The sequence below is a fragment of the Streptomyces sp. NPDC014801 genome (assembly GCF_043082085.1).
GTDB lineage: Bacteria > Actinomycetota > Actinomycetes > Streptomycetales > Streptomycetaceae > Streptomyces.
The window spans coordinates 74,077-98,170 of the sequence record NZ_JBIBXG010000013.1 but is presented as its reverse complement, the minus strand read 5'-3'; the positions used below and the strand labels follow the sequence as shown (position 1 = coordinate 98,170).

Annotated in this window: 23 protein-coding genes and 1 riboswitch; of the genes, 8 read left to right on the top strand and 15 right to left on the bottom strand. The window is 72.0% G+C overall.

Annotated elements, in window-relative coordinates:
* Position 1: 1 nt before the first annotated feature.
* From ACF1AL_RS29930 to ACF1AL_RS29910, 5 genes are all read right to left on the bottom strand, one after another.
* A complete protein-coding gene (locus ACF1AL_RS29930) occupies positions 2-1,795 on the bottom strand; it encodes an ABC transporter substrate-binding protein (RefSeq protein WP_391698136.1) in 1,794 nt (597 codons plus the stop codon).
* A 73-nt stretch (positions 1,796-1,868) separates the two neighbouring features.
* Complete coding sequence (locus tag ACF1AL_RS29925; protein ID WP_391819635.1) at positions 1,869-2,876, bottom strand: ABC transporter permease; 1,008 nt, start codon at positions 2,874-2,876, stop codon at positions 1,869-1,871.
* Positions 2,877-3,396: 520 nt separating this feature from the next.
* On the bottom strand, positions 3,397-4,206 hold the full coding sequence (locus tag ACF1AL_RS29920; protein WP_391828183.1) for an enhanced serine sensitivity protein SseB C-terminal domain-containing protein: 810 nt from the start codon (positions 4,204-4,206) through the stop codon (positions 3,397-3,399).
* Positions 4,207-4,316: 110 nt separating this feature from the next.
* Positions 4,317-5,111 carry an enhanced serine sensitivity protein SseB gene (locus tag ACF1AL_RS29915; RefSeq protein WP_366839429.1) on the bottom strand — a complete coding sequence of 265 codons (795 nt, stop codon included), beginning with the start codon at positions 5,109-5,111 and terminating at the stop codon, positions 4,317-4,319.
* A gap of 61 nt (positions 5,112-5,172) precedes the next feature.
* A complete protein-coding gene (locus ACF1AL_RS29910; RefSeq protein ID WP_391657102.1) occupies positions 5,173-5,838 on the bottom strand; it encodes an AAA family ATPase in 666 nt (221 codons plus the stop codon).
* 168 nt (positions 5,839-6,006) lie between these two features.
* Positions 6,007-6,102, top strand: a riboswitch (glycine riboswitch).
* 151 nt (positions 6,103-6,253) lie between these two features.
* Between ACF1AL_RS29910 and gcvT the strand changes: the two genes are divergently transcribed.
* The 5 genes from gcvT (at position 6,254) to ACF1AL_RS29885 (ending at position 11,287) form a co-directional block, all read left to right on the top strand.
* Positions 6,254-7,372: a glycine cleavage system aminomethyltransferase GcvT gene (gene gcvT / locus ACF1AL_RS29905; protein WP_366839427.1), complete on the top strand. Its 1,119-nt coding sequence runs from the start codon at positions 6,254-6,256 to the stop codon at positions 7,370-7,372.
* Positions 7,373-7,527: 155 nt separating this feature from the next.
* Positions 7,528-7,905, top strand: a complete 378-nt coding sequence (gene gcvH / locus ACF1AL_RS29900) for a glycine cleavage system protein GcvH (protein WP_366839426.1) — start codon at positions 7,528-7,530, stop codon at positions 7,903-7,905.
* Between the two features lie 18 nt (positions 7,906-7,923).
* Positions 7,924-9,186, top strand: a complete 1,263-nt coding sequence (glyA, locus tag ACF1AL_RS29895; protein WP_391828181.1) for a serine hydroxymethyltransferase — start codon at positions 7,924-7,926, stop codon at positions 9,184-9,186.
* Positions 9,187-9,278: 92 nt separating this feature from the next.
* Positions 9,279-10,646 (top strand): L-serine ammonia-lyase, encoded by a 1,368-nt coding sequence (locus ACF1AL_RS29890; protein ID WP_391657104.1) that lies wholly within the window; start codon positions 9,279-9,281, stop codon positions 10,644-10,646.
* 86 nt (positions 10,647-10,732) lie between these two features.
* A complete protein-coding gene (locus tag ACF1AL_RS29885; protein WP_386584408.1) occupies positions 10,733-11,287 on the top strand; it encodes a glycoside hydrolase family 25 protein in 555 nt (184 codons plus the stop codon).
* A 39-nt stretch (positions 11,288-11,326) separates the two neighbouring features.
* Here the strand turns inward: ACF1AL_RS29885 and ACF1AL_RS29880 are convergent, their stop codons facing one another.
* Together ACF1AL_RS29880 and ACF1AL_RS29875 are read right to left on the bottom strand one after the other, a co-directional pair.
* Positions 11,327-11,986 (bottom strand): NAD(P)-binding domain-containing protein, encoded by a 660-nt coding sequence (locus ACF1AL_RS29880; protein WP_366839422.1) that lies wholly within the window; start codon positions 11,984-11,986, stop codon positions 11,327-11,329.
* 103 nt (positions 11,987-12,089) lie between these two features.
* A complete protein-coding gene (locus ACF1AL_RS29875) occupies positions 12,090-13,082 on the bottom strand; it encodes a zinc-dependent alcohol dehydrogenase family protein (RefSeq protein WP_391819631.1) in 993 nt (330 codons plus the stop codon).
* A 103-nt stretch (positions 13,083-13,185) separates the two neighbouring features.
* On the opposite strand from ACF1AL_RS29875, the gene ACF1AL_RS29870 reads away from it, so the two are divergent.
* The gene (locus ACF1AL_RS29870; RefSeq protein WP_386584406.1) at positions 13,186-14,109 is read left to right on the top strand and encodes an AraC family transcriptional regulator; all 924 of its coding nucleotides are present in this window, start codon (positions 13,186-13,188) and stop codon (positions 14,107-14,109) included.
* A gap of 401 nt (positions 14,110-14,510) precedes the next feature.
* Positions 14,511-15,299, top strand: a complete 789-nt coding sequence (locus ACF1AL_RS29865) for an ABC transporter ATP-binding protein (protein ID WP_391828178.1) — start codon at positions 14,511-14,513, stop codon at positions 15,297-15,299.
* Positions 15,300-15,347: 48 nt separating this feature from the next.
* Here ACF1AL_RS29865 and ACF1AL_RS29860 read toward each other — a convergent pair whose 3' ends face one another.
* Both ACF1AL_RS29860 and ACF1AL_RS29855 read right to left on the bottom strand, forming a co-directional pair.
* Positions 15,348-15,560, bottom strand: a complete 213-nt coding sequence (locus ACF1AL_RS29860; RefSeq protein ID WP_366839418.1) for an EF-hand domain-containing protein — start codon at positions 15,558-15,560, stop codon at positions 15,348-15,350.
* A 58-nt stretch (positions 15,561-15,618) separates the two neighbouring features.
* Positions 15,619-16,533 carry a MerR family transcriptional regulator gene (locus tag ACF1AL_RS29855; protein ID WP_391657108.1) on the bottom strand — a complete coding sequence of 305 codons (915 nt, stop codon included), beginning with the start codon at positions 16,531-16,533 and terminating at the stop codon, positions 15,619-15,621.
* A 49-nt stretch (positions 16,534-16,582) separates the two neighbouring features.
* Between ACF1AL_RS29855 and ACF1AL_RS29850 the strand changes: the two genes are divergently transcribed.
* A complete protein-coding gene (locus tag ACF1AL_RS29850) occupies positions 16,583-17,212 on the top strand; it encodes a GNAT family N-acetyltransferase (protein ID WP_391828176.1) in 630 nt (209 codons plus the stop codon).
* Positions 17,213-17,219: 7 nt separating this feature from the next.
* Here ACF1AL_RS29850 and ACF1AL_RS29845 read toward each other — a convergent pair whose 3' ends face one another.
* The 6 genes from ACF1AL_RS29845 to ACF1AL_RS29820 form a co-directional block, all read right to left on the bottom strand.
* Positions 17,220-18,398: a YncE family protein gene (locus ACF1AL_RS29845; RefSeq protein WP_366839415.1), complete on the bottom strand. Its 1,179-nt coding sequence runs from the start codon at positions 18,396-18,398 to the stop codon at positions 17,220-17,222.
* A complete protein-coding gene (locus ACF1AL_RS29840; RefSeq protein WP_391698109.1) occupies positions 18,398-19,186 on the bottom strand; it encodes a polysaccharide deacetylase family protein in 789 nt (262 codons plus the stop codon). Before ACF1AL_RS29840 ends, ACF1AL_RS29845 begins: the two co-directional genes overlap by 1 nt.
* 511 nt (positions 19,187-19,697) lie before the next feature.
* Complete coding sequence (locus ACF1AL_RS29835) at positions 19,698-20,309, bottom strand: ATP-binding protein (protein WP_384213034.1); 612 nt, start codon at positions 20,307-20,309, stop codon at positions 19,698-19,700.
* A 169-nt stretch (positions 20,310-20,478) separates the two neighbouring features.
* Entirely contained in the window at positions 20,479-21,246 is a 768-nt protein-coding gene (locus ACF1AL_RS29830; protein WP_366839412.1) for an enoyl-CoA hydratase-related protein, read from the bottom strand.
* A 77-nt stretch (positions 21,247-21,323) separates the two neighbouring features.
* Positions 21,324-22,559, bottom strand: coding sequence for an Ig-like domain-containing protein (locus tag ACF1AL_RS29825; RefSeq protein WP_391698103.1), 1,236 nt, complete (start codon positions 22,557-22,559; stop codon positions 21,324-21,326).
* Between the two features lie 142 nt (positions 22,560-22,701).
* Positions 22,702-23,943 (bottom strand): Ig-like domain-containing protein, encoded by a 1,242-nt coding sequence (locus ACF1AL_RS29820; protein ID WP_386584402.1) that lies wholly within the window; start codon positions 23,941-23,943, stop codon positions 22,702-22,704.
* Positions 23,944-24,094 lie beyond the last annotated feature (151 nt).

The window sequence follows — 24,094 nt, the reverse complement described above, 5'->3', positions numbered from 1 at the left end:
TTTACTTCGCGTTCTTCAGGCCGAGGTTGACGAAGTCGTACATACCGCTGTAGCCGTCGGTGGTGTAGACGTTCGCCAGGTTGTCGCTCCGCCAGTTGATGAACTTCTCGAAGACGAAGGGCAGGTAGTAGCCGCCCTCCATCACCTTGTGGTTGATCTCCGTGGCGATCTTGGTCTTGCCCGCGTCGTCCAGCGTGTTCACGTACTGGTCGAACAGCCCGTCGATCGTCTTGTCGTTGATCAGGGCGTAGTTGTTGTTACCGCTCTGCTGGATGTACTTGCTGTCCCACAGCGGCAGACCGAAGCCCTGCACGGACGGGAAGTCCGGGCCCCAGCCCATGATGATGATGCCGTAGCCCTTCTTCTGCACGTTCGAGGGGCTGCCGATGATGCCGGTGGTCTGCGAGCCGTCGTACTGGTCGATGTCGACGTTGATGCCGACCTTCTTCAGCGACGCCTGCAGGGACTGGGCGGTGGCCACCTCGACCGGCTTGTTGTTGCGCACCGCGATGGTGGTCTTGAAGCCGTTCGGCTGGCCGCAGGCCTTCAGCTCTTCCTTGGCCTTGGCGGCGTTGCCGTTCTTGTTGGCGCCGGCGAGCTCGAACGGGTCGTACTTCTGGCCCTCGCCACCCGCGACGGACGGCGGGAGCATGTTGGTGCCGATGTCACCGCCGGCCAGGGGGCCACCGCGCGCGGTCTGCAGCGAGACGTGGTCGGCGCCGTAGATCACCGCGAGGCGGCAGTGGATGTTGTCGAACGGCTTCACGCTCTGCGGGAAGACCGCGTAGCGGATGTAGCCGGACGTCGGGTTGTCCAGGTTGGCCTTGTGCTGCTTGAGCGCCGTCTGGCGGCCCTGCGGCGACATGCCGGTCTGGTTGATGTCCAGGTCCAGGTCGCCGTTGATCAGGCGCTGGTCCAGCTCGTTGGCGTTGGAGAAGAAGGTGACCGTGATCTTGTCCGGGTACGCCTTGCGGATCGGGTCGGACGCCTGCTTCCAGTTGGTGTTGCGGACGAGGGTGAGGTCCTTGCCCGGGTTGTACGACTGGAACTTGTACGGGCCCGAGGAGAACGGCTTCAGGCCGTACTTGGACTTGGTGTCCTTGTCCTGGCGGACCGGGGAGGCCGAGGTGAGGGCCAGCATCTCCTCGAAGTCCGAGTTGGCCTTCGGCAGGTGGAAGACGATGGTCTTGTCGTCCGGCGTGTCGATCGCCTTCAGGCCGAGGTGGTCGGCGGAGGTGTCCTTGTAGGGGCCCTTGTACTCGCCCTTGGGGTCGAGCACGTCCTTGAGGTAGGTCGGGCCGCCGGAGAGGACGTCCTGCGCCCAGATGCGCTCGATGCCGTACTTGAGGTCCTTGGAGGTGATCGGCTTGCCGTCCTCCCAGGTGACCCCGTCGCGCAGCGTGTAGGTGTAGGTCTTGCCGTCGTCGGTGACCTTGGCCAGACCGGTGGCGAGGTCCGGGGTGAGGGTGGCGCCCTCCTTGCCCGGGGCCGGCTTGTTCGTGACCAGCTGGCGGCTGTAGTAGCGGGAGAAGTTCCACATGAAGCCGTAGTAGCCGCGCGTGGTGTCCCAGGAGTCGGCGTCCTGCGCGGCGCCGAACCTCAGCGTGCCGCCCTTCTTGGCCAGCGAGGCCTGGGCGACCTTGTTGTTGGCGGCGTCGAAGCCGGCGGCACCGGACTTCGAGCCACCGTCGTCGCTGCCACCGCCGCCGCACGCCGCCGTGGTCAGCAGCCCGGCGACCACGAAGGCAGCGGCCATGGCCTGCTTGCGCCGCCCTGAGGTGCGTTGCGTAGTCACGATCTCGGATCCTCCGGATTTGATGAGAGACCCCGTGCCAGGTGCTGCCACGGGTCGCTTGGGGTACGGCACTTCAGCGGGAGCCCTTCGGGTCGAGGGCGTCGCGCACGCCGTCGCCGAAGAGGTTGAAGGCAAGAACGGTGATGAAGATCGCCACGCCGGGGACCACCATGTACATGGGGTCGGAGTCGTAGTAGTCGATCGCGCTCGAAAGCATCTGCCCCCAGGAGGCCGTGGGCGGCTTGACGCCCACGCCCAGGAAGCTGAGTGCCGCCTCGGTGAGGATGTTGGTGGGGATCATCATCGTCGTGTAGACGATGATCGGCGCCACGAGATTGGGCAGCAGTTCCTTGAACAGGATGTACAGCCGTCCGGCGCCCAGCGATCGGGCGGCCTCCACGTACTCGCGCTCGCGCAGCGAGAGCGTCTGGCCGCGCACCACACGTCCGATGTAGGGCCAGCCGAAGAAGCCGATGACCACGACCATCATGAACACGCGCACGCCGGTGCCGGACAGGCCCAGCATCTTGTTCGGCATGACGGAGACCAGCGCGATGGTGAACAGCAGCTGCGGGAAGGCCAGCAGGCCGTCCATCACGCGGCTGATCACCGAGTCGACCCAGCCGCCGAAGAAGCCGGCGAGGATGCCGAGGACCGTGCCGAGGACGACGGCGACGATCGCGGACAGGAAGCCGACCAGCAGGGAGATCTGCGCGCCGTAGACGATACGGGCGAAGATGTCGCGGCCGTTGACGGGCTCGACGCCCAGCCAGTGCTCCCCGCTCATCCCGCCCAGGGACCCCTTGGGGGTGCCGAACAGCGGATCGATCAGGTTCTCGTGATAGTCGTTCGGGTCCTGGCCCACCACGCTGGTGATCACCGGGGCGAGCAGGGCGACGACGATGAGGAGCAGCACGACGACGCCGCCCGCGAGGGCGAGCTTGTCCCGCTTCAGGCGCTCCCAGGCGATCCGTCCCAGGGACCGGCCCTGGACGGCCTTGGCGCCGGAGGTCGCAACCGCCGCTTCCTCGGCCGCGCTCGGGGCCGCTTCCGCGGTCGGCTCGTGCAATGGTGCCGTCATCTGGCAGGGACCCCTCTCAACCGGCGGTAGCCGGCCCGCACTTGCCGCGGTGGCGGCATGGTCAGTCCGTCGTACTCAGTCGTACTCAGTCGTACACAGGGGCGAGTCCGCCCCTTGGAGCGGGAGTCTTCAACGCATCGACGATCGGTTACCAGACTTGGTGATGAAAGGATGCGTAAACGTGATGCGGTCTGGGGACTTCCGTTATCCGGACAGCGGGTGGCGCGGGCCGGACGGGGACAAGCCGGGTCGAGTCGGACACGCGTGTCCGATCCGTTGTGATCTACGCGCGCAGAAGCGCACGGGGCGCTCCGCGGTCCGCCGCGCGGAGGCCCGCGGGGGTGATTCACGGTGCGTCACGCCGGGGCCCGCGACATCCCCACGGTCCGTCACCACGGAGCCCCGCGGGAGGCTCCACGGACCGGCACGGTGAAGCCCAGTGGGAGGCTCCACGGACCGGCACGGAGATCCCCGCGGGACGCCTCACGGACCGTCGGGCGAGGGAGGGGCCGCGAGGGGGTCAGTAGCGGCCGGGCGCCGGGGGCGGGTAGCCGTAGCCGGCCGCCGGCGCCTGGGCGGGCGCGGGCGCGGCGACGTGCGCCTCACGGTCGTAGAAGGGGCGGGCGTTGGCCCGCATCCACAGCACGACCGGGTCGTAGTCGTCGCTCATCACCACGGTCGACACCGGCAGGCCGTCCGGCACCGCGCCGAGCGACTGCTGCATCATCGCGCGTACGGCGTCGACGGCCGGCGGCGAGGTGTCGTAGACGTCCAGGCCGATGGCGAGGTACGGCGCGCCCAGCGCCGGCTGCACCCAGGCGCGGCGCAGCGAGCGCAGCGCCGGGGTGCGGTGCGCGTTCTGCGCGAGCAGGGCGTAGAACTGCGGGATCTCGATGCCGGGTTCGGACAGCCGCAGCGGGCCGGCCGGCTGGCGGTCCAGGCCGGTGGCGATGCGGCGCAGGTCCAGCCAGGGGATGCCGACGCCGCCGCCGGGGGCGTGCGGGTTGAGCCACAGGCCGTGGCGGTCGGGGTAGAGGGCGCGGGCCGCCTCCAGGCCGTCGACCACCTCGTACGAGCGGTTCCAGCCGCTGGCGCTCAGCTCCTGGGCGGAGGTGACGCAGGGGGCGTAGCCGTGCTCGCCGACCCGCATCAGGCCGTACTGGGCGTCCGGGGAGCCGGCCTGGCCGTGCCACAGCAGCATCCAGACCTGCCCGCCGGCGGGCGTGGCGAGGGCGCGGAGGAGCGCCTCATAGGCGTCGTACCGCCCGGGCGTCACCTGGCGCAGCATGTGCTCGACCTGGCCGGTCGCGGCGGTGCCGCTCGCGCTCACTTCGCATCGCCCTTTCGTACAACACCCTCGACCGAGCTATGAAACCAGGTTAAGTGGTGCGGGGGGAGGACCGGGGAGAGCGGTGCGCCCGGCCCGGGGGCCGGGGGCGGTCAGCCCACCCTCGTGTAGAAGGGCCGTATCTTCTCCTTGAGCCAGAGCGCCACCGGGTCCTCGCCCGCGAGGTCCAGCAGGATCAGGTTGACCGGCCAGGGGGCCGGGGTGGTGCCCAGGGCCCGGCCCAGGGCGTCGAGGGGAGCGTTCCTCAGGTCGCCCTCCCACTGGGAGAGTTCGACGCCGACGAACATCACCGGGTCGGCCGTCTCGATCGCGGCCAGGCACCGGCGGGCCGTGAGCACGATGCCGGTCGCCTCGAACTCGGCGGAGGCGGCGGCGAGGAAGTCGACGGGGTCGTCCTGCCAGTCCGGCTCGAACAGCCGGACCCGGCCGCCGCTCGCGGGGCCGTCCAGCGGGGTGCGCCCGGCCCGGCACAGCTCGGCCACCGCCTCGGGCGGCAGCGGGACGCCGACCACGCCGCCCGGGTTCACCGCGATGCCGACCTGCGCGGGCAGGCCGCGGGCGAACTCCACGGCGGGCGCCACGGTGTACGACATGTGGGAGCCGGCGACCTGGCGGAACTGCTCCTCGGAGCTGAAGACGGGGACGTAGGCCTGGCCGGCGATCTCGGTGGTGGGCAGGTCGAGGGGGCCGCTGTGCGGGCCGCCGCCGTTGGGCAGCGGCACCCACAGGAAGCTGCGGCCGAGGACCTCCACGATCCGGCCGCCGGCCCCCGGCACGCCGAGGGAGGCCGACAGCACCTCCTCCAGCTCGTTGCCGGGCCATCCGCCGTGCGGGTGGGGGTGCGCCTGGGCCGGGAAGTCCGCCGGAAGATCGGCCGGGAAGTCCATCTCTCCACCATCTGCTTCGAACCGCTGCTGCTGTGGCTGAAAAGGCTAACCGCACGGCCGTTCAGCGTGTGAAGGCGATCCGGCGCAGGGCGTCCGCGGCGTCCCGGTCGAGGACGACGGCCGAGGCGCAGCCCGGGGGCAGCTCGCCGCGCCCGACGGCCGCGAGGAGCCGGGCGGTGGCGCGGCGGTGGCGGCGGAAGGCGTAACGGGAGACGCCGCGGCCGCGCTCGCGCTGGCCGCTCAGCGCGGTGTGCGGGGGCACGTCGAGCAGGAGCAGGTGCAGGGTGCCGCCGCGGCGGCGGGCCGCGCGGGCGAGCCAGGCGCGCACCCAGCGCTGGGTGCCGCAGTCGTGCACGACGACGCCCTCCTCGCCGCGCAGCGCGCGCCGCAGCCCGGCGTAGTGGGCGAGGCGGACCAGGGGGCGGTAGAGCGCGTAGGGCAGCAGGCGGGGCACGCGCGCGTCGAAGCGGTCCCGGGTGTCCTGGGAGTCGACGCGGACGCCGGGCACGGCGCGCCGCATCAGCGTGGACTTGCCGCTGCCGGGCAGCCCGGTGACGACGACCACGTCGCGGGGGCCGAAGAGCAGGGCGTGCGGGCCGTGGCCGGCGCGCTCGCGCAGGTCCCGCACCACGGGTGCGGGCCGTGCCGTGAGCGCGGGCGCGGCGGGCTGCCGGGGCAGCGCGAGGCCCGAGGTCGTCGCGTACGCCGTCGTCCTGTCCACCGTCATCGTCCTCCCCTGGGGTCAGGTAGGGCCTGCCCACCTAACGTAAAGAGAAGGTAATGCGGGATGCTCGCGTTTTCGTGTGCGTACCGCCACAACCCGGTTACAGATGCGGCCTGCCGGAAACGGGCGCGGGCATGCAATGATGAGCGCGCCAACTGCATACCGGCCGTTTGAATCCGCGCGGGAGAGTTCCCAGCCCGAGGCTGGGGCGCCGAAGGAGCAAGTCCCTCCCTTGAATCTCTCAGGCCCCGTTACCGCGCGGGCGAGGCACATCTGAAAAGCGGGCCGCCCATCCCGGCGGTCCCACCCAAGGTGCAAGCCAGGACCGCTCGAGTGGTCAGGGCGAACCTCTCAGGTTCCGATGACAGATGGGGAGGAACTTCCTCGCCTGTCCTGCCCCCTGGGAGACGACCGACCGATGAGCAGTACCGAACTCCGTCACACCGCGCTCGATGCCGTGCATCGCTCGCTCGGCGCCACGATGACCGACTTCGCCGGCTGGGACATGCCGCTGCGCTACGGCTCCGAGCGCGACGAGCACAACGCCGTCCGCACGAAGGCCGGGCTCTTCGACCTCTCCCACATGGGCGAGATCACCGTCACCGGCCCGCAGGCCGCCGCCCTGCTGGACTACGCGCTGGTGGGCAACATCGGCGCCGTCAAGACCGGCCGCGCCCGCTACACCATGATCTGCCAGGCCGACGGCGGCATCCTGGACGACCTGATCGTCTACCGGCTCGCCGAGACCGAGTACATGGTCGTCGCCAACGCCTCCAACGCACAGGTCGTCCTCGACGCGCTGACCGAGCGCGCCGCGGGCTTCGACGCCGAGGTGCGCGACGACCGGGACGCGTACGCGCTGCTCGCCGTGCAGGGCCCCGAGTCGCCGGGCATCCTGGCGAGCCTCACCGACGCCGACCTGGACGGCCTGAAGTACTACGCCGGGCTGCCCGGCACCGTGGCCGGGGTGCCCGCGCTGATCGCGCGCACCGGCTACACCGGCGAGGACGGCTTCGAGCTGTTCGTGAAGCCGGAGCACGCGGTGGAACTGTGGCAGGCGCTGACCAAGGCCGGAGAGGCCGCGGGCCTGGTGCCGTGCGGGCTGTCCTGCCGGGACACCCTGCGCCTGGAGGCGGGCATGCCGCTCTACGGACACGAGCTGACCGCCGAGCTCACCCCCTTCGACGCCGGGCTGGGCCGCGTGGTCAAGTTCGACAAGGAGGGCGACTTCGTCGGGCGCGAGGCGCTCGCCGCGGCCGCCGAGCGCGCCGCGGACAACCCGCCGCGCGTCCTGGTCGGCCTGGTCGCCGAGGGCCGCCGGGTCCCGCGCGCCGGGTACCAGGTCGTCGCCGAGGGCCGGGTCGTCGGCGAGGTGACCTCCGGCGCCCCCTCCCCCACCCTGGGCAAGCCGATCGCCATGGCCTACGTGGACGCGGCGCACGCCGCGCCCGGCACGCCCGGCGTCGGCGTCGACATTCGGGGCAGCCACGAGCCGTACGCGGTGGTGGCACTGCCGTTCTACAAGCGCCAGAAGTGACACTGTCGTAAGGCCCGCGCCCGTGACCCCGTCGTGGGCCCGCGCCGCGACGCGTCCGCCCTGGACGTGACATGGGGCACATCGCCGCAGGTCACGTACGTCTTCAGCAGTCCCCCATTCATCAGCACTCCCGCGCGTACAGGAGAATTCAGGCCATGAGCAACCCCCAGCAGCTGCGTTACAGCAAGGAGCACGAGTGGCTGTCGGCCGCCGAGGACGGCGTGTCGACGGTCGGCATCACGGAGCACGCCGCGAACGCGCTCGGTGACGTCGTGTTCGTCCAGCTCCCGGAGGTCGGCGACACGGTGACCGCGGGCGAGACCTGCGGCGAGCTGGAGTCGACCAAGTCCGTCTCCGACCTGTACTCCCCCGTGACCGGTGAGATCACCGAGGTCAACGAGGACGTCGTCAACGACCCGTCCCTGGTGAACTCGGCCCCCTTCGAGGGCGGCTGGCTGTTCAAGGTGCGCGTCTCCGACGAGCCGGCCGACCTGCTGTCCGCCGACGAGTACGACGCCCACATCGCCGGCTGAGAGGTCGTCCACGCCACCATGTCTTCCCTGAACACGCCCCTGCACGAGCTCGACCCGGACGTGGCCGCCGCGGTCGACGCCGAGCTGCAGCGCCAGCAGTCCACCCTGGAGATGATCGCCTCCGAGAACTTCGCGCCCCTGGCGGTTCTCGAGGCGCAGGGCTCGGTGCTGACCAACAAGTACGCCGAGGGCTACCCCGGCCGCCGCTACTACGGCGGCTGCGAGCACGTCGACGTCACCGAGCAGATCGCGATCGACCGGGTCAAGGAGCTGTTCGGCGCCGAGTACGCCAACGTGCAGCCCCACTCCGGCGCCTCCGCCAACCAGGCCGCGCTGTTCGCGCTCGCCCAGCCCGGGGACACCATCCTCGGCCTGAACCTGGCGCACGGCGGCCACCTCACCCACGGGATGCGGCTGAACTTCTCCGGCAAGCAGTTCGAGGTCGTCCCGTACCACGTCGGCGACGACGGCCTGATCGACATGGCCGAGGTCGAGCGGCTCGCCAAGGAGCACCGCCCCAAGGTGATCATCGCCGGCTGGTCGGCGTACCCGCGCCAGCTGGACTTCGCCGAGTTCCGCCGGATCGCCGACGAGGTCGAGGCCTACCTGTGGGTCGACATGGCGCACTTCGCCGGTCTGGTCGCGGCCGGGCTGCACCCGAACCCGGTGCCGTTCGCGGACGTCGTGACCTCCACCACGCACAAGACCCTCGGCGGCCCGCGCGGCGGCATCATCCTGGCCAAGCAGGACTTCGCCAAGAAGCTGAACTCCTCCGTCTTCCCGGGCTTCCAGGGCGGTCCCCTGGAGCACGTGATCGCGGCCAAGGCGGTCTCCTTCAAGCTGGCGGCCACCGAGGAGTTCAAGGAGCGCCAGCGTCGTACGCTGGAGGGCGCCCGCATCCTCGCCGAGCGGCTGACCTCGCCGGACGCCCGTGAGGCGGGCGTGAACGTCCTGACCGGCGGCACCGATGTGCACCTGGTCCTGGTCGACCTGCGCGAGTCCGAGCTGGACGGACAGCAGGCGGAGGACCGCCTCCACGAGGTGGGCATCACGGTCAACCGCAACGCGGTCCCGAACGACCCCCGCCCGCCGATGGTCACCTCGGGCCTGCGCATCGGTACGCCGGCCCTGGCGACCCGCGGCTTCACGGCCGAGGACTTCGCCGAGGTCGCGGACGTGATCGCCGAGGCGCTCAAGCCGTCCTACGACGCCGAGGCGCTCAAGGGCCGGGTCCGGGCGCTGGTGGAGAAGCACCCGCTCTACCCCGGTCTGAACGGTTAAGTCACACATCGCGAAGCACCGCGCACACTGGGGGTACCCGGCGTGCGCGGTGCCCGCGCCCCCGCACCACCCCCGTCCTTAGGAGTCTCCCCGTGGCCATCTCGGTCTTCGACCTGTTCTCGATCGGCATCGGCCCGTCCAGCTCCCACACGGTCGGCCCGATGCGCGCGGCGCGCATGTTCGCCCGCCGGCTGCGCAACGAGGACGTGCTGGCCTCGGTCGCCTCCGTGCGCTGCGAGCTGTACGGCTCGCTCGGCGCGACCGGCCACGGCCACGGCACCCCGAAGGCCGTCCTGCTCGGCCTGGAGGGCGACTCCCCGCGCACGGTGGACGTCGAGACCGCCGACGAGCGGGTCGAGGCGATCAAGTCGGCCGGCCGGCTGAACCTGCTCGGCGAGCACGAGATCGCCTTCTCCTTCGACGACGACCTTGTCCTGCACCGCCGCAAGGCCCTGCCCTACCACGCCAACGGCATGACCATCTGGGCCTACGACGCCGCGGGCACGGAGCTGCTGTCCAAGACGTACTACTCGGTCGGCGGCGGGTTCGTCGTCGACGAGGACGCGGTCGGCGCGGACCGGATCAAGCTGGACGACACGGTGCTGAAGTACCCCTTCCGCACCGGCGACGAGCTGCTGCGCCTGACCAAGGAGACCGGCCTGTCCATCTCCTCCCTCATGCTGGAGAACGAGCGGGCCTGGCGCACCGAGGACGAGATCCGCGCCGGGCTGCTGGAGATCTGGCGGGTGATGCGGGAGTGCGTGGAGCGCGGCATGACCCGCGAGGGCATCCTGCCGGGCGGGCTGAAGGTGCGCCGCCGGGCGGCGACCACCGCGCGCAAGCTGCGCTCCGAGGGCGACGCGAAGGCCCTGGCGATGGAGTGGATCACGCTCTACGCGATGGCCGTGAACGAGGAGAACGCGGCCGGCGGCCGGGTCGTCACCGCGCCCACGAACGGCGCGGCCGGCATCATCCCGGCGGTGCTGCACTACTACATCAACTTCGTCCCCGGCGCCGACGAGGACGGCGTGGTCCGCTTCCTGCTGGCCGCGGGCGCGATCGGCATGCTCTTCAAGGAGAACGCCTCGATCTCCGGGGCCGAGGTCGGCTGCCAGGGCGAGGTCGGCTCGGCCTGCTCGATGGCCGCGGGCGCGCTCGCGGAGGTCATGGGCGGCTCGCCCGAGCAGGTGGAGAACGCCGCCGAGATCGGCATGGAGCACAACCTCGGCCTGACCTGCGACCCGGTCGGCGGCCTGGTGCAGATCCCGTGCATCGAGCGCAACGGCATGGCCGCGGTCAAGGCGGTCACGGCGGCCCGGATGGCGCTGCGCGGCGACGGCTCGCACAAGGTGTCCCTGGACAAGGTCATCAAGACCATGAAGGACACCGGCGCGGACATGAGCGTGAAGTACAAGGAGACGGCCCGCGGCGGTCTCGCCGTGAACATCATCGAGTGCTGAACGAGCGCTTGCGGTCAGGCGGTTGAGCGGGAGCGGATCCGGGGCATCATCCCCTCCCGATCCCCCACACCCTGTCGGGAGCCCCCATGCTGCGCGGCATCGACGTGAGCGCCTACCAGTCCTCCACGTACGGCACGGACGGCCTCTCCTTCGTCTTCGTCAAGGCGACGGAGGGGCGTTCGTACGTCAATCCGAAGCTCGCCGCCCAGACCAAGCACGGCCGGGACGCGGGCCTGGTCGTCGGCTTCTACCACTTCCTGTGGCCGGGCAACCTGACGGCCCAGGCCGAGTACTTCCTGAGCAAGGCCCCGGACCGGCCCGGCGACCTGCTCGCCGTGGACTGGGAGACGACGGGTGAGGGCACCCACGCGAGCAACGCGGAGAAGGACCGTTTCCTCCGCACGCTGAAGCAGATGCGCCCGCACAACCGGGTGCTCCTCTACTGCAACCGGCACTTCTGGCTGAACGTCGACACCACGTCCTACGCCGGCGACGGCCTGTGGATCGCCGACTACGTCACCGCGGGCAAGCCCCGCATCAAGGCCTCGTGGCGCTTCCACCAGTACACCGACGATCCGCACGACCAGGACGTGGCCCGCTTCGCCGACCGCGCGGCGCTGCGGGACTGGGCCACCCCCTAGGGGGTGTCTCCAGCACCGCGCGGCCGGCGCCGCCGGGGCTCAGGCGCGGAAGTCGGCCGGGCGTTCCGGGGTCGCCGCCTCCAGGGCCCGCGTCACGGCCTCGACGTCGCCGCGCATGCCGTAGACCGGGGTGCCGGGCTGCTGGCGCCAGGAGTCGTCGAGGCCGCCGGTGTCGACGGTGTCGAAGCCCAGCTCGTCGATCAGGGCCCGCACCTTCGCCTTGGCCGCCTCGTCGTCCCCGGCGACGGACAGCGCCATGCGGTCGGGGTCGCCGGCGGGCCGCGGGCGCTCCAGCAAGTCCTGGGCGAAGGTGGCGTTGAAGGCCTTGACGACCGGGTGGCCGAGCCGGCGCTCGGTCCAGCGGCTCTCGGTGACGCCCTCGTCCTCGATCTCGGCGATCCGCCCGTCGCGCTGCGGGTAGTAGTTGCCGGTGTCGATGACCACGACGCCGTCGGCGGCCTCGTCGAACAGGCCCTTCGGCAGGTCGGCGAGCGCCTTGAGGGGCACCGTGACGATGACGACCTCGGCGTTGCGGGCGGCCTCCTCCACCCGCACCGGGGTCGCCCCGGTCTCCGCGCCCAGCTCGGCGAGCGTCTGCGGGCCGCGCGAGTTGGCGACGGAGACGTCGTGGCCGAGCGCGCTGAGCCGCCGGGTCAGATTGCCGCCGATGTTGCCCGCGCCGATGATGCCGATCTTCATTGCTCAGCCCTTCGCGTTCGATGCGCCTGGTTCGCTTTGCGGGCCACAACCCGGTGGTTTGCCCGGCTATTCCCCCGCAAGGGGGGCCGAACGGGTGGCGCCGTCAGACCCGTACAACGATTTTCCCGGTGTGTGCGTTGCGCTCCATCAGCCGATGGGCGTCCCGGACGCGTTCCAGACCGTCGAGGACCTCGCCGATCACCGGGCGCAGCGAGCCGTCGGCGAGGCCGGACCCCAGGTAGTGGGCGGCGCGGCGGCGGCCCTCGGCGGTGCCGGTGAGGGCGAAGTTGCTGTAGCCGTGGACGGTGAGCGGCCACTGCATCGGCAGGACGGTGGGCTGCCCCTCCAGCCAGCCGTAGCAGATCAGGTAGCCGTCCTCGGCGGCCGCCGCGCCGAGCGTGGCGAAGCCGGGGCCGCCGATCGCGTCGAGGACGACCTCGGCGCCCTTGCCGCCGGTGAGCCTTCGGGTCTCCTTCACCACGTCCTCGCCGTCGGTGACGATGACGTGTTCCGCGCCCAGGTCGAGCAGCCGCTGCCGCTTGGCCTCGGTGCGGGTGGTGGCCAGCGGCACCGCACCGGCCCGCCGGGCGACCTGGAGGGCGGCCGTGCCGACCCCGCTGGAGGCCCCGGTGATCAGCACATGGTCGCCGGGTGCCGTCCGGGCCCGCTCGATCAGCGCGCCGTACGCGGTGGTGTACGTCAGCCAGGCGGCGGCCGCGGTGACCTCGTCGACACCCTCGGGGCGCGGGACCAGGGAGTCCTGCGGGAGGAGCACGAGGTCGCCGTAGACGCCGTGGGTGTCGAGCCTGAAATTGGCCGCGCTCAGCACCGGGTCGCCGGGCGCGAAGGCGGTGACGCCCTCGCCGACGGCCTCCACGGTGCCGGCGGCCTCGTAGCCGTTGCGGGCGGCGGGCAGGGTGGGCTGGTAGAAGTAGCCGCCCGAGCGCAGCAGGGCCTCGGCCCGGTTGAGGGCGACGGCGGCGACGCGGACGAGAACCTCGCCGGGGCCGGGGTCGGGCAGTTCGGTCTCCTCGACGACCAGGACGTCGGGACCGCCGGTCTCGTGAAAGAGCACGCTGTGTGCGGAAGTTGACATGCCGTCGACGCTACGGCCACGCGGCGAGACGATCCATGCCCGTCTGTCTCGGTTTTCTGTCCGTACGTCTCGCCCACGCCCGTCCCGCGCTACGGTGCCGGGCATGGACGTACTCAGCGACGCCGTCGCCGCGATGCGCGCCGGGCGGCCGCACTCCGGCCTGCGGTACAAGTACGGTCCCTGGGGGACCCGCTTCCAGGCCACCGACGGGGCCGGATTCCACGTGGTGCTGCGCGGGTCGGCGTGGCTGCTGCCGGCCCAGGGCGAGCCCGTGGCGCTCGGCCCCGGGGACGTGGTCTTCCTCGCCCACGGACGCGGACACGCGCTGGCCAGCGCACCGGACGTCCCGCTGGAGGACTTCACGGTCGGCCCCGACGGCCGCTGGCCCGACCCGCCGCCTCCCCCGCCGGGCGCGCCCGAGCCGGACACCCTGATGCTGTGCGGGGCGTATCTGCTCGACCGCAGCCGTGCCCACCCTCTGCTCACCGAGCTGCCGGAGGTGGTCCATCTGCCGGCGCGGGTCGGGGACACCGGCGGCCTGCGGGCGGCCGTGGAACTGCTCGGGCAGGAGCTGACCGGGTGCCGGCCCGGCTCGTACACGATCATCGCCTCGCTGCTGGACACGCTGCTGCTGTACATCCTGCGCGCCTGGTGGGAGCGCGAGCCGCGCGACGCCGTCCCCCGGGGCGGCTGGGCGGCCGCGCTCGCCGACCCTGCCGTCTGCGCCGCGCTGCACGCCCTGCACTCCGACCCGGCCCGCGCCTGGACGGTGGAGGAGCTCGGCGCCGAGGGCGGCCTGTCGCGGGCGGCGTTCGCGCGCCGGTTCACCGCCCTGGTCGGCAGGCCGCCGCTGGCGTATCTGACGTGGTGGCGGATGACGACGGCGGGGCGGCTGCTGCGCACGGAGGACCTGCCGCTGCGCCAGGTCGCCGAACGGGCCGGGTACACCTCGGAGTTCGCCTTCGCCAAGGCGTTCAAGCGGGAGTACGGGGTGGCGCCGGGGCAGTACCGCAAGCAGGCCTCGTAAGGGCGCCGTGGGCGCGGGGGCGCGCCGTTCCGGGGGCCGTCGCGCAGGCCGTCCAGAGTGCGGACGGCCCCACTTGTCCGGGGAGCCGGGCGCTAGCGTGACGGCCGTGCTGCGCCGTCTTCTTCTCCTCGGCCGCCGCGGCGGGGTCTGACACGACCGGCGCCCCGCCGCGGGACGCCGTGCTGCCGGTCACCGTCCGACCGGGCCGAGAGGCAGCCGACGATGACCCTGACCGCCGTACCCCGTCCGCACCCGCCGCGCGGGACGCCGCACCACCGCCACGACTTCTCCCCCTGCCCCTCCCGCGGCCCTGGCGCCGGGAGCGGCCGGCCCGACGCACCGCCCGGAACCACGGCCCGGGTGCGGGCGGTACCGGCGACCACGAACCGGGCGGTGGCCGTGTGAGCGAGGTCCTGCGCGCCGAGGACGTCCATGTGGTCCGCGACGGGCGGCCCATCCTCCAGGAGGTCTCCCTCACCGTCCGCGCCGGCGAGCATTGGGCGCTGCTCGGCGCCAACGGGGCCGGCAAGTCCACCCTGCTCAGCCTGCTCGGCGCCCGCGTCCACCCGACCCACGGCACGGTCGAGGTGCTCGGCCGCCGCCTGGGCCGGGTGGACCTGCGCGAGCTGCGCGCCTGGGTCGGCCACGTCGACCCGCGCCATGCGCCGGCGGGGCCGCTGCGGGTGCGGGACGTCGTGCTGACCGGCGTGACCAACTCGGCGGCGCCGCTGCCCCGCTGGAGCCCGACGCCCGCGCAGGAGGCGCACGCGGACCGGCTGATCGCCACCCTGGGCCTCGGCGAGCTGCGCGAGGCCCGCTGGCCCACGCTGTCGCAGGGCCAGCGCGGACGGACGCTGATCGCCCGGGCGCTGATGCCCGAGCCGCGGCTGCTGCTGCTCGACGAGCCCGCCACCGGGCTGGACCTGCCGGGCCGGGAGCAGCTCATCGAGGCGCTCGACGCGCTGCGCCGGGAGCATCCGCAGCTGGCGACGGTGCTGGTCACCCATCATTTGGAGGAGCTGCCGGGGCACACCACGCACGCCCTGCTGCTGCGCGACGGCCGCGCCCTCGCCCAGGGGCCGGCCGCCGAGGTCCTGACCGGGGACCAGGTGGGCAAGTGCTTCGACCTGCCGCTGGTGCTGGAGCGGCGCGACGGGCGCTGGAGCGTGCGCATCCGGCGCCGGGCATGACGAAGGGGCGCCCGCCGGTGACCGGCGGGCGCCCCCGTGTGCGTCACGTCACTTGTTGAGGTGCGCCCAGAACTCGTCGAAGGACAGCACCTTGTCGCCGTTGAGGTCACGGGACTTGATGATGGCCTCGGCCACCGACTCGGTGACGTTCCAGTCACCCTGCTGGGCCAGGGCGGACTTGAACTCCGCGGCGGTGATGAACCCGTCACCGTCCGCGTCGATCCGCTCGAACTGCTTGCGTGCTTCCTCGATGTCCGCCACCGATCCGCCCCTTTATGTCGCGTTTCTTACTCGTTCCGGCGTAGTGCCGCAGGTCAGATTAACGGCCTGCGCGGACACGGAGTGCGGCGACCACCCACGCGAACTCCTCCCTATGGGCCGGCTGCGGGTCCAGTCCGTTCACGAGCAGGGACAGTTCGCGGTACCGGGCGACCCGCTCGTTGGCGGCTGCCGTCAGGCGTTCCAGGACCGCCGCCGGGTCGGCGTCGCCGAGCAGGCCGCGCAATACGTCCTCCGCCTCGGGCGCCTCGGGGGCGATGCCCGCCCGCAGCGCCTCCCCCGCGAGCTGAACCAGACGGCTCATGAACCACAGGGACGAGCCGGCGGGCACGTCCGGTCCGCGATCGGCGGCGTTGAACGCGACCATCCGGCGCATCAGCGCCCTGAATTCCGGGTCCTGGATCAGCTCGGCCAGCTCCACCCAGGCGTCCACCTGCTCGGGCGTCGGGTCGTCGGGCAGGTCGGCCGTCATGAACCGCAGCCGGTTCTTGATGTCCGGGTCCGCCGCGTCGAGCCCGTCGAAGATCTCCGCCATGAAGTCGTCGACGATCCGCCTGCGCTCGGCCGCCGACAGCCGCGCCAGTTTGTTCATCAAGGTCATCTCCTGTGCGCTCGAGTCCCTGCGGGCCACGCTCGAGAGCACCGCCCGGGTCACCTTCAGCGACCTGATCTGCGCGTCCAGCGCGACCACGTGCGCGGCCGCGACCTGGGCGACGGTCCGCTCCCCGGCCAGCACCCTGCGGACGTCGTCCAGGCCGAGGCCCAGTTCGCGCAGGGTGCGGATCAGCTCCAGGCGGGCGGCGGATGCGGCGTCGTAGAGCCGGTAGCCGCCGGCGGACCGGGCGACGGGGGTCAGGACGCCCTCGTCGGACCAGTAGCGGATGGTCCGCACGGTCAGGCCCGTGGCGCGGGCCAGCTCGCCGATGGTGAAAAGACCGGTGCTCTCTTCGATCATGTCTGCGAGTCTGGGCCCTCCAGCGGGTGGAGACTCAAGGAGCACGGCGATGGGGACCTTGCGGGACGTACTCGACGCGGCGGCGCGCGGAGTCCTCCCGCCGCCGGACGGCACCACCCGGGTCGTACCGCAGGAGAGTGCCCGGGACGCCGGGGTGCTGTCCTTCACCGCCCACTCGGTGGTCTTCACCGACGAGGACCCGGCGTGGGTGCACCACACCCTGCGGGCCCTGGACTGCGACGCCCTGGCCGCGACGATGCACCCGCGTTTCCTCGCCGCCCTCATGGAGCGCACCGGGCGCACCGCCGAGACGATCGACGCGCTGCTGGTGGGCACGCCGCTGCCGGGGGAACCGGAGATCGCGCTGACGGAGATGGCGGGTGACCATCCCCGCGTCGCGTACGCGCGCCGGCGGCGGGACGACGTGCGCGCCTGGGCGGCGGACGGCGGGGTGCTGGTGACGGGCCGGGGCGTGGCGGGGCGCCTGGAGGTGTCGGTGGAGATCGACGAGCGGGTACGGCACCGGGGGCTGGGCCGGGCGCTGGTGCGGGCGGCGCGGCAGCTGGCCGGGGAGCCGCTGTGGGCGCAGGTCGCGCCGGGGAACGCCCGCAGTGCGCGGGCGTTCCAGGCGGCCGGTTACCGGCAGGTCGGCGCGGAGGCTCTGCTGCGCCCGCGGTGAGGGCGGGTCAGCGGAAGATGCCGGTGTGGCCGAGGGAGTAGCGGCCGGGCTGCGGGTAGACGGCGAGGCCGTGCGGGCCGCTGCCGACCTTGATGCGGGCGAGCTGTTCGCCGGTGCGGGTGTCGATGGCGTACACCTCGGCGTCGTAGCGGCCGGACAGCCACAGCACCTTGCCGTCGGCGGAGACGCCGCCCATGTCGGGGCTGCCGCCCTGGGGCAGGCGCCACTTCTTGGTGAGCTTGTTCTGCCGGAAGTCGAAGACGGAGATGGTGCCCTCGCCGCGGTTGGAGACGTACATCTCGCGGGAGTCGCGGCTGACGTACAGGCCGTGGGCGCCCTTGCCGGTGGGCAGCAGCGTGGGCGTGGTGAACTTGTCGCCGTCGAGGACCCACATGCCGTCGGCCATCATGTCGGCGATGTAGAACCTCTTGCCGTCGGGGGAGATCTTGACGTCCTGCGGCATGGCGCCGCGGAACGGCAGCTTCTGCTGGCCGACGACCTGCATCTTCGCGGTGTCGACCTTGAGCAGTTCGCCGCTGAACTCGCAGGAGACGATGAAGTAGCGGCCGTCGGTGGAGAAGTCGGCGTGGTTGACGCCGTAGCAGGAGACGGGGACGGTCTTCATCCGCTTCATCGTGTGCGGGTCGCGGAAGACCAGCTCCCGGTCGAGCGAGGCCATGACGACGGCGTACTTGCCGTCGGGCGTGAAGTACAGGTTGTACGGGTCGTGGACGTCGACCGTCTTGCCGGCCTTGCCGGTGCGCGGGTCGATGGGGGTGAGGGTGTTGCCCCGGTCGTTGTTGACCCACAGGGTCTTCAGGTCCCAGGACGGCACGACGTGCTGCGGCTGGCGGCCGACCGGGATGGTCTCGATGACCTTGTACGTCTTGGGGTCGATGACGGTGACCGTGTCGGACTCGGTGTTGGGCACGTACACCCGGGAGGGGAAGTCCTTGACGACCGGCGACAGTTTGTTCGGCCGGTCGGCGGCGTAGACGTCCTTGGGGTCGAGGACGGGCGGCATGCCGGGCAGGCCGGGCACGGTGTTCTGTTTCTTCGCCGGGGCGGGGTGGGCCGCCTTGGTGGTCTCGTCGGCGGGGTGCCCGCCGCCCGGGGCGCCGCAGGCGGCGAGGGCGGCGAGCACGGCGGCGGCGATCAGGGTGCGGGTCGTTCGCTTCAGGTGCATCAGCCGATCAGCTCCGTGGTGGTGACCGCGCGCAGCCCGCGGCGGTCGAGTTCGTCGAGTACGGCGGGGAGCGCGGCGACCGTGTCCCGGTAGCCGAAGTGCAGGCTCACCACGGATCCGTTGCGGACCCCGCCGAGGACCGTGCGGGTGACGGCGGCGGCGCCGGGCGCGGTGAAGTCGAGGGAGTCGACGTCGTAGGACAGGACGTGCGGGTAGCCGGTCTCGGCGGCGAGCCGGGTGACGAGCGCGGAGGCGCGCGGGGCGCGCGAGGGGCGGAACCAGGTGCCGATGGAGCCGGTGAGCTTCTTCAGCCGGTCGGCGCAGCCGGTGATCTCGGCGCGGGCCTCGGCTTCCGGCAGCGCGTTGATGTCCACGTGGCGCTGGGTGTGGTTGCCGAGGTCGTGGCCGCCGTCGAGGACGCGGCGGGCCATCTCGGGGTGCTGGTCGAGCCAGGTCCCGACGGCGAGGACGGTCACCCGCGCCCCGCGCCGCTCGGCCTCGGTGAGCAGGGCGCGGGCGATCGCCGGGTCCCCCTGCCCGTGGAAGGTGAGCGCGACCCGGGGCCGGGTGCGGGGGCCGTGGGTGATCTGGGCGGGCACGCCGGGGTAGCGGCGCGGGGCGGGCGCCGCGGCGTGCGGCGAGGCGCTGGACGTCGACGAGGAGGGCGCGGGGCGGGCCGCGACGGGATGCACGGCACCGCCCTGCGCGGAGCAGGCGGAACCGAAGGCGGCACCGGCGAGAAGACCGGTGCCGGTACGCAGGGCGGTACGGCGGTCGGGTGCGGTCACCTCACCATTTAAAGGGGCAAACGGCAGAAAATCAGGCGATTCACCCAGTCGGCGCCGGGGGACGGGTCGCGGGGTCCGGACGAGCCGGTCGCACCAGGCAACTTGCGGCGGGCGGTCCAGGGGGCGGGCGCGCACGGGCCGGCGTCAGGCAAGTACGCCAGAACCGGGACGGTGCCCGCGTGGTGAGGCGCCCGGCGCCGGGGTGAACGCCGGGGGTGCGCGGCCCGGCGATACGGGGTGCCGCTCGCGGCGGGGAGGGGAGGCGCGCAGCAGTCGGCGCCCCCGGCGGCAGGCGGCCGACAGGCGCATGGGGCGGGCCGGACAGCGGCAGGCGAGTACGCCGGAGCCGGCCCGCAACAGCCGGTGTGCCGGGGACCGGCAGCGGCCGGCGGGTGCGTGGGGCGATGCGGGGCACGATCACCCTCACCGGGCGGTGAGCGCGTGGGGTGGCGTGGCCAAGTTCGGTCGCCCAGGCGTACGGATGCGCGGGGTAACCGGCCGTGGCCAGGTGTCAGCGGTCGCCTGTTCGCATTTCGAACCAGGTGGTCTTGCCGCGGGGCAGGAGGTCCACGCCCCAGCGGTCGGCGATCTTGTCGACCAGGAACAGGCCGCGGCCGCTGATGTCGGTCTCCCGGACGGGCATCAGGCAGGGCAGGCCGCGGGAGGGGTCGCGGACCTCGACGCGGATGCGGCCGCGCAGGCGGCGCATGCGCAGGCCGAAGACGCGGGCGCCGGTGTGCCGTACGGCGTTGCCGACGAGTTCGGAGACCAGCAGGACGGCGTCCTCGGTGAGCTTGGGGGTCAGGCCCCAGTGGCGCAGGATCACCACCTGGGCCAGCCGGCGCGCGGTGGCCGCGGACTCCGGGCGGGACGGCAGCGGCACGTCCTGCTCCGCCGGGTTGCCGAACAACTCCAGTGCCTTGAGCGCTCGTTCGTCCTCCACCGCGGGCGACCAGCGCGCCGCAGCCACAGCACGGCCGTGTCCCCGCGGCTGTTCGATGCCCTCCAGCCCCGCCATGCCCCCATCATGGCCGTCGGCGGCCTCGCCGGGGGGCGTTCTGCTGGAATACGCCCCCCGGACGCCCCCGATTCCCAGGGTGTGATCGGCATATGCCAAAGGCATTTCGGAGGCCGCTGCAGACGGTCTGACCTGCGGCGACGGCTCGGCCGGAGGCAATCGACAGGCTCCCTCGACAAGGCAGGCTTAAGGTCGCCTTAAGGTTCCCATAAACCGCCCCATCGAGGGACCCCGGATCAGACACCGCGTCAATTGCAAGTGTCCGGCGGCGTGTTCAGAGGAACTTCGCCTTGCCCGGACCTTCCTCCACGAAGCTCTTCATCCCCCGCTCCCGGTCCTCGGTGGCGAACAGCCCCGCGAACCAGTTGCGTTCCACCGCCAGGCCCGTGTCGATGTCCGTCTCCAGACCGGTGTCGATCGACTCCTTCGCCGCGCGCAGCGCGATCGCCGGCCCCTGGGCCAGCTTCGCCGCCCACGCGTGCGCCTCGGTGTAGACGTCGGCGGCCGGCACCACACGGTCGACCAGGCCGAGCGCCAGCGCCTCGTCGGCCTTGACCATACGGCCGGTGAAGATGAGGTCCTTCGCCTTGGACGGGCCGATCAGCCTCGACAGCCGCTGCGTGCCGCCCGCGCCGGGGATCAGGCCGAGCAGGATCTCCGGCTGGCCGAGCTTGGCGTTCTCGCCGGCGATGCGGTAGTCGGCGCACAGCGCGAGCTCGCAGCCGCCGCCGAGGGCGTAGCCGGTGACCGCGGCGACGACCGGCTTGGGAATGCGGGCGACCGCGGTGAAGGCGTCCTGCAGGGCGCGGGCGCGCAGGACCATCGCCGTGTGGTCCATGGCCTGCATCTCCTTGATGTCCGCGCCCGCCGCGAACACCTTCTCGCCGCCGTAGACGACGACCGCGCGTACGTCGTCGCGGCGGCCGGCCTCCTCGGCGAGTTCCTTGAGCCTGTCCTGCGTGGCGACGTCCAGCGCGTTCATCGGCGGGCGGTCGAGGCGCAGCGTGCCGACGCCTTCGGCGACTTCGAGATGTACGGTCATGCCAGCAGGTTAACCACCACTAACGGCATCGGACCCGGTGCCGTAGGTCACAGCACCGGGTCCGCAGCGCGGGGGAACTACTTCGTCCACTCCGCCCACGGCATGTTCCAGCCGTTGAGCCCGTTGTCCGGGGCGACCGTCGCGTCGTGGGAGTTCTTCACGACCACCACGTCGCCGATCAGCGAGTGGTTGAAGAACCAGGCCGCCGGCACCGAGCTGTCGTAGCCGCCGCGCACGTCGCGCAGGCCGACGCAGCCGTGGCTGGCGTTGTAGTTGCCGAAGGCGTCGCCGCCCCAGTAGTTGCCGTGCAGGAAGGTGCCGGAGGTGGTCAGGCGCAGGGCGTGCGGGACGTCCTTGATGTCGTACTCGCCGCCGTAGCCGACCGTCTCGCCGTTCATCCGGGTCACGGTCAGCTTCTCGCTGATGACCATCTGGCCGTTCCAGGTGTCGTAGCCGGGCTTGCCGGTGGTGACGGGCAGGGTCTTGACGACCTTGCCGTCCTGGGTGACCTGCATGGTGTGCTTCTTGGCGTCCACGTAGGAGACCTGGTTGCGCCCGATGGTGAAGGACACCGTCTTCTTCTGCTTGCCGTACACGCCCGGGCGGCCCTCGACGCCGTCCAGGTTGAGCGTGACGGTGACCTTGGTGCCGGACTTCCAGTAGTGCTCGGGCCGGAAGTCCAGGCGGTCGTTGCCGAACCAGTGCCCCTGGACGTCGACCGCCGGCTCGGTCTTGATCTTGATGGCCTTCTCCACGTCCTGCGGGTGCGTGATGCCCCGCGAGAAACGCAGCGAGAACGGCATGCCGACGCCCACGGTGGAGCCGTCCTCCGGCGTGAAGATGCCGGTGAAGGTGTTCTTCGGGGTCAGCGTCGTGAAGGAGGAGTCCTCGGCCGCCGTACGGCCCTCGGCGTCCTTGGCGACCGCGTGCACCCGGTAACGGGTGGCGGCGGCCAGGTGCGTGGCGGGCGTCCAGGAGGCGCCGTCGGCGGCCAGCGTCCCGTCGACCTTCGTCCCCTTGGCGTCCTGGACGACCACTTCGGTCAGCTTGCCCTTGGCGGCGCTGACCTTGAGCGCGCCGCTGGTGTCGACGGCCGTGGCGCCGTCCTTGGGCGCGACGGTGACGACCGCCTCGGACTGCTTGCTCGCGGCGGCGGAGGCGTCGCCCCCCTTGCCGTCCTCCGCGTCCGAGCCGCCCCCGCCCCCGCCGCACGCCGTGACGGCGAACAGCAGGGCGCCGGCGGTCAGCGCCAGCCCCGCGCGGCCCCTGCCGCGCCCCGCAACCGATGCCCCCGATATCGGCCGGATGTTCACTTTGCGTCTCCCCTCCCCCGGGCCGGACAGGCCCCACGCGCCGCACGTCGCACGCGCGTACGGCGCATATTAACTGCCCGGTCAGGAGCGCCGGAGACTCCGGAATGTCACCGTTCCGTCCCAAGTCGCAGGTGGACGGCGGTCAGCGGACCGCGGAGCCCGCCTTCCACCGGCTCCACTCCATGTTCCAGCCGCCGAGACCGTTGTCGGGAGCCACCTGCTTGTCCTTGCTGTTGACCACCTCGACGACGTCCCCGACGAGGCTGCGGTCGAAGAACCAGCCGGCCGGGGTGTCGGAGCCGCCGCCCTTGCTGTCGCGCAGGCCCACGCAGCCGTGGCTGACGTTGGTGCGGCCGAAGACGTCCTCGTCGGCCCAGTAGTTGCCGTGCAGGAAGGTGCCGGAGTCCGTCAGCCGCATGGCGTGGGGTACGTCCGGGATGTCGTACTCGCTCTTGCCGTCGGTCTTCCGGAAGCCGACCGTCGCCCCGTTCATGCGGGTCACCTCGAGCATCTCCATCACCACCATCTTCCCGTTGTAGGTGGTGTTCTTCGGCGCGCCCGCGGTGATCGGCACGGTCGCCACCAGCTCGCCGTCGCGGCGCACCTCCATGGTGTGGTCGGCGGCGTCCACCAGCGACACCTGGCTGCGGCCGACGGTGAAGGAGAACGTCCGGGACTGCAGCCCGTACACCCCGCGGGCGCCCTCCACGTCCCGCAGCGCCAGATCGACGGTGACCTTGGTGCCGGGCTTCCAGTAGTGCTCGGGACGGAAGTCGACGCGGTCCTTGCCGAACCAGTGGGGACGGATCTCCACGGGCGGCTCGGCGCGCACCCGGATGGCCCGCTCGACGGCGGCCCGGTGCTCCAGCTCCCGGTTGAACTGGATCGAGACGATCATCCCGGTGCCGACGACGGAGCGGTTCTCCGGGGTGACGTAGCCGATGAAGCGCTCGCCGGGGACGAAGGTGGTGAAGGTGGCGTGCCGGGCCGAGCGGTCGCCGTCACCGTCGACGGCGACCGCGTCCACGGTGTAGCGGGCGGCCAGCGCGAGCCGGTCGTCGTCGGGGCGCCAGGTCCGGCCGTCGGCGGACAGCCGGCCGGGTACGGGGGTGTCCTGGGCGTCCTGGGACACGACGACCTTGACCGACTCCAGCCGGCCGTCGGGCACCGTGACGCGCAGCTTCTTCTCGGGCCGTACGCCCTTGCCGCCGTCGTCGGGGGAGATCCGGATGGTGTCCTGGGCGGCGCCGGGTTTGCCGAAGACGCCGCCCGGGCCGGAGCCGTCCGAGGTGCAGCCGGCGGCTCCCGCCAGCAGTCCTGCCCATGTCAGTACGGCCGCCAGCGCGGCCCCCGCGCGCCGCGCGCGCCCGTGTGCATGCCTCACGAGCAGTCCAACGAGCGGGGTCACCCCGGGGAAACGTGAGTGCGAGCCGCGCTCTGGGCAGAACTGTGGGAGGACGACACGACGGGGAGCACGGTCCGGGACGCCGTACGCCCCTGCCGGCGGGTTGTCGGCACGAGCCGCGGGAGGCTGA

Coding starts and splice junctions, on each gene's coding strand:
- ACF1AL_RS29925 (WP_391819635.1), bottom strand. CDS start 2,876: ATGACGGCACCATTGCACGAGCCGACCGCGGAAGCGGCCCCGAGCGCG.
- ACF1AL_RS29915 (WP_366839429.1), bottom strand. CDS start 5,111: ATGGACTTCCCGGCCGATCTTCCGGCGGACTTCCCGGCCCAGGCGCAC.
- ACF1AL_RS29910 (WP_391657102.1), bottom strand. CDS start 5,838: ATGACGGTGGACAGGACGACGGCGTACGCGACGACCTCGGGCCTCGCG.
- gcvT (WP_366839427.1), top strand. CDS start 6,254: ATGAGCAGTACCGAACTCCGTCACACCGCGCTCGATGCCGTGCATCGC.
- gcvH (WP_366839426.1), top strand. CDS start 7,528: ATGAGCAACCCCCAGCAGCTGCGTTACAGCAAGGAGCACGAGTGGCTG.
- glyA (WP_391828181.1), top strand. CDS start 7,924: ATGTCTTCCCTGAACACGCCCCTGCACGAGCTCGACCCGGACGTGGCC.
- ACF1AL_RS29885 (WP_386584408.1), top strand. CDS start 10,733: ATGCTGCGCGGCATCGACGTGAGCGCCTACCAGTCCTCCACGTACGGC.
- ACF1AL_RS29880 (WP_366839422.1), bottom strand. CDS start 11,986: ATGAAGATCGGCATCATCGGCGCGGGCAACATCGGCGGCAATCTGACC.
- ACF1AL_RS29875 (WP_391819631.1), bottom strand. CDS start 13,082: ATGTCAACTTCCGCACACAGCGTGCTCTTTCACGAGACCGGCGGTCCC.
- ACF1AL_RS29870 (WP_386584406.1), top strand. CDS start 13,186: ATGGACGTACTCAGCGACGCCGTCGCCGCGATGCGCGCCGGGCGGCCG.
- ACF1AL_RS29855 (WP_391657108.1), bottom strand. CDS start 16,533: ATGATCGAAGAGAGCACCGGTCTTTTCACCATCGGCGAGCTGGCCCGC.
- ACF1AL_RS29850 (WP_391828176.1), top strand. CDS start 16,583: ATGGGGACCTTGCGGGACGTACTCGACGCGGCGGCGCGCGGAGTCCTC.
- ACF1AL_RS29845 (WP_366839415.1), bottom strand. CDS start 18,398: ATGCACCTGAAGCGAACGACCCGCACCCTGATCGCCGCCGCCGTGCTC.
- ACF1AL_RS29835 (WP_384213034.1), bottom strand. CDS start 20,309: ATGCCTTTGGCATATGCCGATCACACCCTGGGAATCGGGGGCGTCCGG.
- ACF1AL_RS29830 (WP_366839412.1), bottom strand. CDS start 21,246: ATGACCGTACATCTCGAAGTCGCCGAAGGCGTCGGCACGCTGCGCCTC.